The organism is Beduini massiliensis (assembly GCF_000829905.1).
Classification (GTDB): Bacteria; Bacillota_I; Bacilli_A; order Erysipelotrichales; family Coprobacillaceae; genus Beduini; species Beduini massiliensis.
In genome coordinates this window covers 423,201-435,744 of sequence record NZ_CDPP01000006.1, presented here as the reverse complement: position 1 = coordinate 435,744, position 12,544 = coordinate 423,201, and the positions used below count along the sequence as shown (strand labels likewise).

Here is a 12,544-nt window from a genome sequence, read left to right as displayed (position 1 = left end):
ATCGAAGGAAGTTATAATAAAATCGTATATGGAGGTAACAAAATGGAACAAATAAGAAAATTTCCTGAAGGTTTTTTATGGGGCGGAGCCACTGCCGCCAATCAAGTAGAAGGGGGCTGGAAAGAGGGCGGAAAAGGACTTTCCGTATCGGACTGTGCTCGCTCACATTTAGATGTCGATGTCACCGATTATCAAAAACACAATGAAATCACCACAAAAGATATCGAAGAAGCAATGGCAACAGATGATGAAGTGTATTATCCGAAACGTCATGGGGCAGATTTCTTCCATCATTACAAAGAAGATATTGCTTTAATGGCAGAAATGGGATTCAAGGTTTATCGTATGTCAATTGCTTGGTCACGTATCTTTCCAAATGGGGATGATGAAACACCTAATGAAGAAGGACTGCAGTTTTATGAAAATGTCTTTAATGAGTTAAAAAAATATAATATTGAACCCTTAGTGACCATGTCTCACTATGAACCCCCATTAAACTTAGTGTTAAAATATAATGGGTGGTATTCAAGAGAAGTGATCGGCTTCTTTGAAAAATATGTAGAAACAATCTGTACTCGTTATAAAAATCACGTAAAATATTGGCTCACATTCAATGAAGTTGATTCAATGATCCGTCATCCTTATACAACAGGAGGACTTGTCCGTGACCGCTTTGAAGGGATGCATTGGGAAAGCGTTATTTTCCAAGCCATGCATCATCAATTCGTGGCTTCGGCTTTAGCGACTAAAATCTGTCATGATATTATTCCGGGATCTATGGTAGGGTGTATGCTGACAAAATTAACGTTCTATCCTTATACTTGCAAACCGGAAGATGTGTTACAGGCACAACAGGATATGCGCAGTACGTATTGCTATAGTGATACGCAAGTGTTTGGCGAATACCCGGCTTACTTAGTTGCCAGATTTAAAAACAATGGGGTCGTTATCCATAAAGAACCAGAAGATGACGCTATTATGAAAAAATATCCGGTTGACTTTGTCTCTTTCTCTTATTATTCTTCATCATGTGTTGCCGCTAAAGAAGATGAAGGGATTGAAAAAACTGCCGGAAACACAATCTTCGCTATTAAAAATCCCCATATTCCAAGTTCAGACTGGGGATGGCAGATCGATCCGATTGGTCTGAGAATCTCAATGGTAGATTTGTATGATCGTTATCGTAAACCTTTGTTTATCGTTGAAAACGGACTGGGAGCCAAAGATGTATTGGAAGCAGATGGGAAGGTACATGATCCATATCGTATTAATTACTTTGATGCACACTTCAAAGAAATGCTGAATGCGATCGAGATCGACGGTGTAGAATGTTTAGGATACACTTCTTGGGGATGCATCGATTTAGTATCGGAATCTACCAAACAAATGTCTAAACGTTATGGTTTTATTTATGTCGATGCAGATGATTATGGAAAAGGCACTTACGATCGTTATCGCAAAGATTCATTCTATTGGTATAAGAACGTCATTAAAACTAATGGCGCATGCTTATTTGAAGATGAATTCGATAAGTAAGATTATAAAATGATTAGAGAATAGATACTCTGAAACAAAAAGACCGCACCCTGTTGGATGCGGTTTTAGTTATTCAAGTTCAAAAGCACCTGTATATAATTGATAGTAACGTCCTTTTTGTTCAATTAATTCCTGATGGTTACCACGTTCGATAATACGTCCTTGTTCAAGTACCATGATGGCATCAGAATTTTTAACCGTAGATAAACGGTGAGCGATGACAAAGACAGTACGTCCATGCATTAATTGATCCATTGCGGTTTGAATCAATGATTCGGTACGAGTATCGATGCTTGAAGTAGCTTCATCTAAGATTAATACCGGAGGATTCGCTACTGCGGCTCTGGCGATGGAAAGCAACTGACGCTGCCCTTGAGAAAGCCCGGCACCATCACTTGTTAAATAGGTATCATAGCCATGCGGTAAATGTTTGATAAATGTGTCCGCATTGGCGATACGGGCTGCTTCATAAATTTCTTCATCCGTAGCATCGAGTTTACCATAGCGGATATTATCTTTAATGGTTCCGGTGAATAAATGGGTATCCTGCAATACCATGCCCAAAGAACGACGTAAATCATCTTTCTTGATTTTATTAATATTAATATCATCATAACGAATCTTTCCGTCTTGAATATCATAGAAACGATTGATTAGGTTAGTAATGGTAGTTTTACCGGCACCGGTTGCCCCGACAAAGGCCAGTTTTTGTCCCGGTTTAGCGAACAGACTGACATCATGCAAAACGATTTTTTCATCTGTATAACCAAAATCGACATCGAAGAATCGAACATCTCCGGTTAATTTTGTATAGGTGATGCTGCCATCACTATGTGGATGTTTCCATGCCCATTGTCCGGTTCTTTTTTGTGATTCTGTGATATTCCCTTCGGCATCAATTTCAGCGTTGACTAAAGTGACATATCCTTCGTCTGTTTCCGGCTCTTGATCTAATAAGTCAAAGATACGTTTTGCCCCTGCTAATGCCATAACAATCGAGTTAAATTGTTGAGTAATCTGTGAGATTGGCATATTGAAGCTTCGGGTTAATTGCAGGAAAGAAGCAATCTTACCGATAGAAAGACTGCCAATACCGTTAATCGCAAAGATCGTTCCGGCAATCGCGGTCACACTATAAGTCAAATGCCCTAAGTTAGCAGAGATTGGTCCCATAAAGTTGGCAAAACTATTGGCACTGGTTGCAGAAGCACATAATTGCGTATTAAGGGCATCAAATTCTTGTTTAGAGACATCTTCATGGCAGAACACTTTGACAACTTTCTGACCGTCCATCATCTCTTCGATATAACCGTTTAAACGTCCTAAATCATTTTGCTGTTTATTAAAGAAGCGAGAACTTTGGGCTCCGACTTTACGACTTGTCACGATCATAATCATGACCATCAAAACCGTAATGATTGTTAACTGCCAGCTTAACACGATCATTGAAATGGCAACACTGATAATCGTAATGGCAGAGTTTAAAATTTGCGGAATCGTTTGGCTAAGCAGCTGACGTAAAGTGTCGGTATCATTGGTAAAGCGGCTCATTAACTCTCCATGGGTATGCTGATCGAAATAACGAATCGGCAAACTTTGCAAGTGTGTAAACATATCATCACGAATATGCTTTAACGTTCCATTTGCTACATTAATCATAATACGGTTATAAATATAAGTGGTTGCCACTCCGATCATATAGATAGCAGCAAGTGACATCAAGGCACGCATTAATCCGCTCATATCGGGATTGGTCTGACCGATAAACGGGACAATGTAGCTATCGATCAAGGTCTGCAAGAATAATGTTCCGCGAACATTGGCAAAAGCACTGACAATAATACAGATGACCACTGTCACAAAATGAATTTTATAATATTTAAAGAGATAACCGGAAATTCTTTTTAATGATTTTATCGTATCTCCGCGCTTTGGTTTAGGTCCAGCAATAGGTTTCATTCTCATTCTTGGTCATCTCCTTTCGTTTGTGATTCATAGACTTCCTGATAGATGGCATTTGTTTTTAATAGTTCTTCATGCGTTCCGATACCATTAATCTTACCATCATCTAAAACGATGATCATATCGGCATCTTCCACTGAAGATACACGTTGCGCAATGATAATTTTAGTCGTATTGGGTATTTCTTCTTTAAAAGCTTTACGGATCAGTGCATCTGTTTTAGTATCTACGGCACTGGTAGAATCATCTAAGATTAAAATCTTAGGCTTTTTAAGCAATGCTCTGGCGATACATAAACGCTGTTTTTGTCCTCCGGATACGTTCGTTCCTCCTTGATCTAGCAAAGTATCATATTTTTCCGGGAATGACTGAATAAATTCATCGGCTTGAGCTAATTGACAGGCATGAATGATGTCTTCATCTGTCGCATTCGCATCACCCCAGCGCAAGTTTTCTTTGATTGTCCCTGAGAATAAGATATTCTTTTGCAGTACCATGGCAACATTGTCTCTTAATGTTTCAATGTCAATGTTACGAACGTCCTGACCACCAACTAAAATTTGACCATTTGTCACATCATAGAGTCTTGGAATCATTTGTACCAAAGAAGTTTTGGCACTTCCGGTTCCACCAAGAATACCAACTGTCTGACCGGATTTTATCTTGATATTGATCTGACTTAACGCTAAATTGTTTGGATCTTTACTGTAACTGAAATCTACATTTCTAAATTCGATTGATCCATCTTTTACTTGAGTTAATGGATCTGACGCATTGGTTAAATCACTTTCCTCATCTAATACTTCAATGATTCTTTCTGCCGAAGATTTTGCCATTGTTACCATAACAAACGACATAGAAATCATCATTAAACTTGATAAGATCTGTGTTACATAAGTAAACAGAGACATCAATTGACCGGTTTCCATTGAACCGCCAATAATGAATTGTGCTCCAAACCAAGAAATCATAATAATGGTAAAATACATTGATAACTGCATGATAGGTGAGTTAAATGCCAAAATCTTTTCAGCGTTAATCGAATATTGCTGTAATTCACCGGTAGCTTCTTTAAATTTTTTATTTTCATAATCTTCTCTGACATAAGCCTTTACAGTACGAATGCTGGTTAGGTTTTCTTGAACGACCAGATTTACTAAATCATACTTTTTAAACATCTTAACAAAATTAGGATGCGCACGTGTCATGATGAAATACAATGCGACCCCTAAAAATGGAATCACAAATAAAAAAATAACAGATAATTGTGCATTCAGCTGAAATGCCATGAATAAAGCGAAGATCAGCATGATCGGTGCACGTACCATCATACGAATGATCACTTGATAAGCATTTTGTACATTGGTCACATCGGTAGTTAAACGGGTGACCAGACTTGATGTGGAAAACTTATCAATGTTCGCAAAAGAAAAATCCTGTATTTTATAATAAATTGCCTGTCTTAAATTTTTGGCTACCCCCGCAGAAGCAACTGCGGCATAGCGTCCGGACAGGGCACCAAATAATAATGAAATAAGTGCCATCCCTATCATTATGATTCCAATTTTATATACATATGGAATATTGTTGTTGGCTAAACCCACATCGATAATCTGTGCCATCATCATTGGGATTAGAACCTCCATGACTACTTCTAATGAAACAAATATAGGAGCAAGCAGGGAAGCTAACTTATATTCTTTTATATAAGCCATTAATTTTTTATACATCATATACCCCCTTCTTAAATATCATTCTAATCATTCAGCTTAGCCATCATTTTATTGATGACTTGCATAAAGACGGTAATTTCTTCAATGGAGAGATCTTCCATTAATGAAGCCTCAAATTCTTCAATGACTTCACCAATGCGGCGTATCAATTCTTTCGCCTTTGTTGTCAGGATAATCTTTTTTAAACGAGCATCCTGTTCCACACTGACCCTTTCGATCAATCCGTTTCTTTCCATTGTCTGTAAAACGCTTGTTACGGAAGAACGTCGTATCTCAAATTCCTCCTCAATATCACGCTGATAGACATCACGACCGCAAAAGGCAATAAAATGCAGGATTCTTGATTGGAATCCTGTAAGATCACTGCTGATTGCTGTAATTTTCGCATCTACTGTACGTTTAATATGATTGGATAAGTTACCGACTTCTTTACCGATTTGCACCATCTCTATGACCTCCAGAATGTTAGAATTCTAACATATTTTATCATTGTATAAATAGTTTGTCAATATACTAATTTAAAAGATTTAATTTGATTCGTTTGCCCATACTACCATTAAAGGGTGATATAAATGAAATTAATTTGGTGTGGGCAAGGGACTTTAAGACGTTTTGATATACATGAAATCCTACATTGCAAACCGGAACGTCCTATCTATTGTGATATTGACAAAAAAAGGCTTTATCAGAGCGTAATTGATCAGATTATGCAGTGTCATGTGGAATTACGCTGGCGGATATTGAAATATAAAGATCAGCAGTATTCTTTTGCTGAAGTTAAAAATGAACTTTATGGAGATGAACAATTTTGTTGTGGACGGCTGCGTTTTATTCAACCGGTCAATACCCATTTTATTTATTTAATTTTTGATAATACGTTAGAAAAAGATCATCTTCTCTATCCTTATATACGGGTCATTTATTTATTTCGTGAAGAATGTTAAAGATTTATTTCATTTTTGTGCTTTAATTTTATCAAGTTGTGACATATTTTTTTCAATTTTTAAACATTGCTTGATTAACGCCCAATACTTGATATGATGTTTAAAAAAGGGAGGAACAATATGAGTATCAAAGTCATTATAATGGATGTTGACGGAACACTAACAAACAGTCAGAAAATCGTAACACCTAAAACAAAAGAAGCATTAATGAAAGCACAAAAAGCAGGAGCAATCTTAATTTTAGCTTCAGGAAGACCGACTTCCGGGCTGCGTGATTTAGCCGCTGAATTAGAAATGGATAAACACCATGGATTATTAGTCGCTTTCAATGGATCAAAAGTAATTGACTGTGAAACCGGAGAAACACTGTTTAATCAGGCAATGAGCGTTGAAGAAGGCAAAGCCGTTTTGGAACATATGAAAAAATTTGATGTTATGCCTATGATTGACAAAGGGGATTACATGCATGTCAATGATGTATTCGCCGGAATGTTGGAAAATAATGGAAATCCGATTAATATTATTCAATATGAATCACGTGGTGGAAAATTCAAATTATGTGAACAAGAGGATTTAGCTGCTTTTGTGGATTATCCGTTAAATAAAATCTTAACAGCAGGAGAACCGGATTATCTGCAAGCTCACTATAAAGAAATGATGGAACCATTCGATGGAAAATTAAGCTGTATGTTTACAGCGCCGTTCTATTTTGAATTTACTGCTCAAGGGATTGATAAAGCAAAAGCATTGGATACGGTTTTAATTCCAAAAGGATATAAAGTAGAAGAAATGGTGGCTTTTGGAGATGGGCATAATGATGCATCAATGGTGAAATATGCCGGAACCGGCGTAGCAATGGCAAATGCTGTTCAGGATTTAAAGGATATTGCGGACGCTGTCACGCTTTCCAATGAAGAAGACGGTATTGCGGAATATCTATATAAACATATGCCGGAAATAAATTAGTTTGTGATTAAATTCATAATCGATTATAATGTTCATGGGGTGAATACTCATGAACATTTTTAGTAAGTTAAAACATATTACGGATCTAACCGATAATGAAAAAGCAATCGTTCATTATATTAAAGAGCATACCGAGGATTTTATTCGTTTAAGCGCAGCGCAAATCTCTCAGCAATGTTACGTATCCACTTCTTCCATTTATCGCCTATGTCAAAAAGTGGGGGTATCGGGGTTATCGGAATTAAAAGTGCTGGTTTCTGCTTCGATTGACAGTTATTTGAAAGAGGAAGAAGACTTTGATTATGATTATCCGATCAAACAGCATCAGTCTCAGTATCAGATTACCCATAAATTGAAAGAAGTTTATGAACAGACCTTGATTTCATCGCAGAACTTATTGGATTTGGAACAATTGCGTTTAGTCGTTAATCAAATGAAAAAAGCCAAGACCATCGATCTCTATACGTCAGCCGGTAACCTTTATTTTGCGGAAAATTTTAAGTTTCAAATGCAGGAAATAGGTATTCAGGTCAATGTTCCTAAAGAAGAATATATGCAAAGGCTTACTGCTTCAAGCAGTGATGACACGCATCTTGCTTTCATTATTTCCTTTGGCGGCAGAGGCTTATTAATGAATTATTTTGTACAAACCTTAAAAGCAGTCAAAACACCGATCGTTTTGATTTCTTCGACGCATGAAAACCCGCTGATGTGTTTTGCGGATTATCAGCTCTTCATGAGTTCTTATGAAAATCATTATAATAAGATTTCTTCTTTTTCTACACGTCTTTCTTTATTGTACATATTGGATTGTTTATACACCTGTTTCTTTGAATTGGATTATGAACATAATGTGGAAAAGAAGTTAGCTTATTATCAACGTATGCGGGAGTTCAGTAAATAAAGGGGTTTATATAGGGGAATTAAAAAGGAATGAAAAGAATGAAAAAAGTAATAAAGGGAATATGTGTTCTGCTTGTGATTTGTTTAGTGGCAGTGGTGGGGTTTGAAGGGTACAAATACTTTAAATATAAATCAGGAATCCCTATTCTTGGTTACCATAATGTCGTATCCGATGAGGATAAGGCGAAGTATCATCGTGGGGATATTTATACAATGGCAGTTTCAGACTTTGAAAAGCAAATGAAATATTTGGCCGATCATCAATTTAGTACACTAAGCTTAGGGGAAGTGACGGAATGGTATGAAGGAAGAATGGAAATCCCTTTGAAAAGTGTGGTGATTACCTTTGATGATGGCTTTGAATCTTTTAATACGATCGTGAAGCCAATCTTAGAAAAATATAATTTGAAAGCGACGTGTTTTGTGATAGGGGTATTGTGTCAAGATGAACCGGACTTCTATGAATATTTAAAACAAGATCAGTTAGTGAATACCAAAAATGTAGAATACTACTCTCATTCCTATAATCTGCATGTCAGTACCGGTATGTTTGAAAAGAAAATCGAAACTTTGACTAAAGATGAGATTATGCAGGACTTCCAAGCCAATAAAGGGATTGTGGATGATCGTTACTTTGCCTATCCATTTGGGCGCCCTTCTAAAACATCAAGAGAAGTTTTGATTGAAAATGGGACGATTATGGGCTATGGTTATGCTCAAAACAGAAGAGCGACACGTAACGATGACCGCTATTTAATGCCGCGTTTTTTGATGTACAGCTTTATGAATTTGACATGGTTTAAATGGATCGTGGATTAGAAAGCGCAAGCTTTCTTTTTTTGTTTGACACTTATTTCGGACGCTTTTATAATAATGACAGCAAAGAAAGGATGAAATATATGACGAGACCTAAATTACACTTTACACCTACTAAAAACTGGATGAATGATCCTAATGGATTTATTTATTATAAAGGCGAATATCACCTTTTTTATCAGCATTTTCCCTATGATACAAAATGGGGAACGATGCATTGGGGGCATAAAGTATCCAAAGACTTAGTTCATTGGGAAGATAAAGGCATTGCGCTGTATCCAAGTAAAGATTTCGACCGCAATGGTTGTTTTTCCGGGTCAGCGATTGAGAAGGACGGAAAGATGTATCTTTATTACACCGCTATTGCTTATGATCAGCTTAACCCGGATAATATTCATGTGACAGGGAATAAGATTATCGCCAGTCAGGCATTGCTGATCAGCGAAGATGGTATTCATTTTGATAATGATCAAAAACAAATGATTATCCCGGTTTTCCAAGAAAATCAAATCGGACATCCAAATAACACCAGAGATCCAAAAGTATGGAAAGATAAGGATACTTATTATATGGTATTGGGGAGTCAGTATGAAGATCAGACGCTCCACGAAATGCGTGGGGAGATTTTGATCTATACAAGTTGTGACGGTATCCATTGGGATTATCAAAACCGTTTGATCAATGCAAATTTTGACAGCAATATGTGGGAATGCCCGGATCTGTTTAAGATAGGAGAGCAGTATGTGCTGATCATGTCACCGGAAAATACAATCAATGATGGAATGAATTATCCTAGTCATGCGATGATCGGTTTAGTTGATTTTGATGAGAACACTTGTGAAATTACGATGAATGAAGAAATGCATTTTATAGACTATGGCTTAGATGTATATGCACCTCAGACCACCTTAGATAAAGATCATCAGCGTGTAGTCATCAACTGGCTGCGTATGCCTTGTCCAAGTGAAGATTTAGAATGGAATGGTGTATATACGTTTCCAAGAGTGATGACGATTAAAGATCATCGCGTTTATTTTAGTGTTCATCAGGAAATAGAAAAACAGTTCAGCCAGTCTGTCAGTCAGTTTACATTAACGAACGCTATAAAGATCAGCGTTGATGTGAAAGAGGGGAGCCGCTTAAATATCGGTGGCTATAAAATATGGATCGACGATCATAAAGTGTATACAGACCGTCAAGATGTCTTTGTCCATGAAGCTAAATTATTTAATAATGACACGAAAGCCGGAACAAAATTTTTGACACCGCCTCTTCAAGATGGAAATCATTTAGATATTTATGTGGATACACAGGTTATTGAAATCTATGTCAATCATGGAGAATATGTATTAAGCAATGTCGTTTATGGCATGAAAGAGTATTTAGAATATGAAAATATTGAAGATCTTGTGATGTTTGAAGCAAAATGAGGGTAAAACCTCATTTTTTTGTTGGAAAATCTTCTCTTCTTCTTAAGTAATTTTTAATATCTTTTGTATATACTATCTATAATGTAAATCTAACAAAAGTGTAAGAAATAGATGCAGAATGAAAAGCTATAATATACATGTAAAGAAACAGGAGAGATGATTATGAAAAATAAAAACATAAAAAGATGGACACACTTCATTACAGCCGTCATCCTTATAATAATGGGATTATTTCTGTATTATGGTTTAGAAAATCATTTGTTTAGTGATATGAACAGTTTAAAATCTTTTATTTCCAAAGGCGGAATCTGGGGACCATTAATCTTTGTTTTGATTCAGATCATTCAAGTTGTCATTCCAATCATTCCCGGTGGTGTCAGTTGTGCTGCCGGTGTCGTATTATTCGGTCCATGGGCAGGATTACTTTATAATTATGTGGGGATAGTCATCGGCTCTTTCATAAATTTCTATCTGGCAAGAAAATACGGAACCACTTTAGTCAAATCCTTTGTCAGTGAAAGTACCTATGATAAATACTCTAACTGGTTGGATAAAGGGAAAAAATTTGATAAATTCTTTGCTTTGGCTATCTTCTTCCCCGTTGCACCGGATGACTTTTTATGTATGTTGGCAGGGTTAACTAAAATGTCATTAAAGAAATTCTCCGCCATTATATTATTAGGAAAGCCTGCGTCAATTGCGATGTATAGCTTAACCTTAATCTATGCAGGCAGCTGGTTGGAAAAATTTATTTCATTTGGTTAGATATAGTGAACGCTATATCTTTTTTTATTGTGTATATTCGTATATGATAAAGATAAGAAAAGCAGTTTAAAATGCTTTAATCCTACGGATTATGAATAGAAAGGAGAAGAAGAAATGGAGGAAAAGAAAATCATTTGCCCGGTATGCGGCTATGATGTCATGAAGTCAGGAAGGCTTAACCCGCCTGCGTTCGTCGTTGAAATGAATTCCATGCTTAACTTAAAACGTTCAGAAGTACTGGTGACGTTTTGTGCTAAGTGCGGAGAGATTGTGAGTATGAAAGTTGCAGAGCCATACAAATTCTAATGATGCATAAAGCTGGATTAAAAAACTGATACACGCTCTCTAAAGCAGATAACATAAATACATGGTGGAGAGATCTTTTCTAATGGAAAGAAAAAAGGAGCGAAGAAGATATGACAGGGATAAAAAAGATAGGGGTGGTATTTCTTGCCCTCATCGTATTGTTGATAGGAAATTTATATATCGCCGATCCGTTGGCAACACAGCATATGTGGCTTATTTTGGCTGGCTTTTGTGTGATTATTTCCATTCGCTTATTATTAAAATATAAAGCCCCGGCGACCAATAAAATTATGATTGCCTTAGGATTAAGTCTATTGGTGGCATTGTCATATTTATCAAATAGAGTCATTCATCCACGTTCGATGCTGATGAATCCTATCATAACGTTTTTGGGCATTTTAGCTATATTTACTACCTTCGACCGTTATCGCAAACACGCGTTACCTTTTGTGAAACCGGGAAAGTATCAGCCTATCGGCACAATCCTTATAGGAGGAAGCGTTGGTGTTTTATTGGGAACATTTAATTTAATATTATCGGGACAGCCTGTAGCTTTTAATTTTAGTATTTATAATTTACTAGGGTCTTTTAGTCCGGCAATTATGGAAGAATTAGTTATGAGTTCATTATTTTATGCATTATGTGTGGACTTACTTAATGGTAAGCTGGAGACAAAAAGTCAGCATCTGTTATGTCTTTTTATGATGGTGATGCCTCATGTTGTCATTCATACGCCTAATTTGTTCATTCAGTTTGGGTTAATGGGTGGTTTGATGAATACATTGATTTATGTGATTTTATATGGATTGCCTTTTGCCTTGCTGCAAAAGAAATGGGATCTTTCTTCTGCAATGCTGGCACATGGGGTTGTGAGTTTTATTCGTTTTTGTTTTGTGGAAATACCTTTTTGAATGTAAAAAGGCAATTTTCAAATTAAGGATTAGTACAAAATATAAAAAGCAGTCGCTTTACTTTTAAAGTAAAATGACTGCTTTTTTATTTGACTGAAAATGGTATCGGTCACAATGTATACGTTGTGAATACACCAATCTTCTATTTTCCTATTTCATTTAATCACACTCTAAATATAAAGTCAATCATCAATTTTTGGTAAAAAACAGACTGATTTAGTAGGGTTTTAAGCAATATGAGTTTAATTTTTTTATCTAAAAGATGTGTTCAT

12 protein-coding genes are annotated in these 12,544 nt (G+C 36.4%); 9 read left to right on the top strand and 3 right to left on the bottom strand.

All coding sequences use genetic code 11. From position 1 onward, the window contains the following. The first annotated feature begins 42 nt into the window (after positions 1-42). Positions 43-1,536 (top strand): family 1 glycosylhydrolase, encoded by a 1,494-nt coding sequence (locus tag BN1225_RS12115; protein ID WP_082029358.1) that lies wholly within the window; start codon positions 43-45, stop codon positions 1,534-1,536. 69 nt (positions 1,537-1,605) lie between these two features. Here the strand turns inward: BN1225_RS12115 and BN1225_RS12110 are convergent, their stop codons facing one another. From BN1225_RS12110 to BN1225_RS12100, 3 genes are read right to left on the bottom strand one after another with little or no spacing between them, the layout of a single operon-like run. Continuing rightward, positions 1,606-3,501, bottom strand: coding sequence for an ABC transporter ATP-binding protein (locus tag BN1225_RS12110; RefSeq protein ID WP_041140068.1), 1,896 nt, complete (start codon positions 3,499-3,501; stop codon positions 1,606-1,608). Beyond that, positions 3,498-5,228 (bottom strand): ABC transporter ATP-binding protein, encoded by a 1,731-nt coding sequence (locus tag BN1225_RS12105; RefSeq protein ID WP_041140067.1) that lies wholly within the window; start codon positions 5,226-5,228, stop codon positions 3,498-3,500. The genes BN1225_RS12110 and BN1225_RS12105 overlap by 4 nt, the downstream gene beginning before the upstream one ends. Before the next feature lie 26 nt (positions 5,229-5,254). Beyond that, entirely contained in the window at positions 5,255-5,677 is a 423-nt protein-coding gene (locus tag BN1225_RS12100; protein ID WP_041140066.1) for a MarR family winged helix-turn-helix transcriptional regulator, read from the bottom strand. Positions 5,678-5,803: 126 nt separating this feature from the next. On the opposite strand from BN1225_RS12100, the gene BN1225_RS12095 reads away from it, so the two are divergent. From BN1225_RS12095 to BN1225_RS12060, 8 genes are all read left to right on the top strand, one after another. Then, the gene (locus BN1225_RS12095; protein ID WP_041140065.1) at positions 5,804-6,175 is read left to right on the top strand and encodes a hypothetical protein; all 372 of its coding nucleotides are present in this window, start codon (positions 5,804-5,806) and stop codon (positions 6,173-6,175) included. A gap of 120 nt (positions 6,176-6,295) precedes the next feature. Then, positions 6,296-7,141, top strand: a complete 846-nt coding sequence (locus tag BN1225_RS12090) for a Cof-type HAD-IIB family hydrolase (RefSeq protein ID WP_041140064.1) — start codon at positions 6,296-6,298, stop codon at positions 7,139-7,141. A 49-nt stretch (positions 7,142-7,190) separates the two neighbouring features. Further along, positions 7,191-8,045, top strand: a complete 855-nt coding sequence (locus tag BN1225_RS12085; protein WP_041140063.1) for a MurR/RpiR family transcriptional regulator — start codon at positions 7,191-7,193, stop codon at positions 8,043-8,045. Positions 8,046-8,074: 29 nt separating this feature from the next. Further along, on the top strand, positions 8,075-8,863 hold the full coding sequence (locus BN1225_RS12080) for a polysaccharide deacetylase family protein (RefSeq protein ID WP_052466632.1): 789 nt from the start codon (positions 8,075-8,077) through the stop codon (positions 8,861-8,863). A gap of 71 nt (positions 8,864-8,934) precedes the next feature. Beyond that, positions 8,935-10,290 carry a glycoside hydrolase family 32 protein gene (locus BN1225_RS12075; RefSeq protein ID WP_197066565.1) on the top strand — a complete coding sequence of 452 codons (1,356 nt, stop codon included), beginning with the start codon at positions 8,935-8,937 and terminating at the stop codon, positions 10,288-10,290. A 162-nt stretch (positions 10,291-10,452) separates the two neighbouring features. Beyond that, on the top strand, positions 10,453-11,055 hold the full coding sequence (locus BN1225_RS12070) for a TVP38/TMEM64 family protein (protein ID WP_041140061.1): 603 nt from the start codon (positions 10,453-10,455) through the stop codon (positions 11,053-11,055). A gap of 114 nt (positions 11,056-11,169) precedes the next feature. Then, on the top strand, positions 11,170-11,361 hold the full coding sequence (locus BN1225_RS12065) for a hypothetical protein (RefSeq protein ID WP_041140060.1): 192 nt from the start codon (positions 11,170-11,172) through the stop codon (positions 11,359-11,361). Positions 11,362-11,471: 110 nt separating this feature from the next. Further along, complete coding sequence (locus tag BN1225_RS12060) at positions 11,472-12,272, top strand: hypothetical protein (protein WP_041140059.1); 801 nt, start codon at positions 11,472-11,474, stop codon at positions 12,270-12,272. The last annotated feature ends 272 nt before the right edge of the window (positions 12,273-12,544 follow it).